The sequence below is a fragment of the Pseudoalteromonas lipolytica genome (genome assembly GCF_001306915.1).
In the GTDB taxonomy this organism is placed as follows: domain Bacteria; phylum Pseudomonadota; class Gammaproteobacteria; order Enterobacterales; family Alteromonadaceae; genus Pseudoalteromonas; species Pseudoalteromonas simplex.
This window is the reverse complement of record NZ_LJTC01000064.1, coordinates 1-522: the sequence shown is the minus strand read 5'-3', so window position 1 is coordinate 522 and position 522 is coordinate 1. Positions and strand designations below refer to the sequence as shown.

Here is a 522-nt window from a genome sequence, read left to right as displayed (position 1 = left end):
TAAAGTACTATCCGGGAGACACACGGCGGGTGCTAACGTCCGTCGTGAAGAGGGAAACAACCCAGACCGCCAGCTAAGGTCCCAAAGTCATAGTTAAGTGGGAAACGATGTGGAAAGGCCCAGACAGCCAGGAGGTTGGCTTAGAAGCAGCCATCCTTTAAAGAAAGCGTAATAGCTCACTGGTCGAGTCGGTCTGCGCGGAAGATGTAACGGGGCTAAACTATGCACCGAAGCTGCGGATTCAAACTATGTTTGAGTGGTAGGGGAGCGTTCTGTAAGCCGTTGAAGGTGTACCGGGAGGTATGCTGGAGGTATCAGAAGTGCGAATGCTGACATGAGTAACGATAATGCGGGTGAAAAACCCGCACGCCGGAAGACCAAGGGTTCCTATCCCATGTTAATCAGGGTAGGGTAAGTCGACCCCTAAGGCGAGGCCGAAAGGCGTAGTCGATGGGAAACGGGTTAATATTCCCGTACTTGGTATAATTGCGATGGGGGGACGGAGCAGGCTAAACAAGCATG

At 52.3% G+C, this 522-nt stretch carries 1 rRNA gene; it reads left to right on the top strand.

Going from position 1 to position 522, the window contains the following annotated elements:
• A 23S ribosomal RNA gene (locus AOG27_RS21070) occupies positions 1 to 522 on the top strand; the annotation flags it as partial.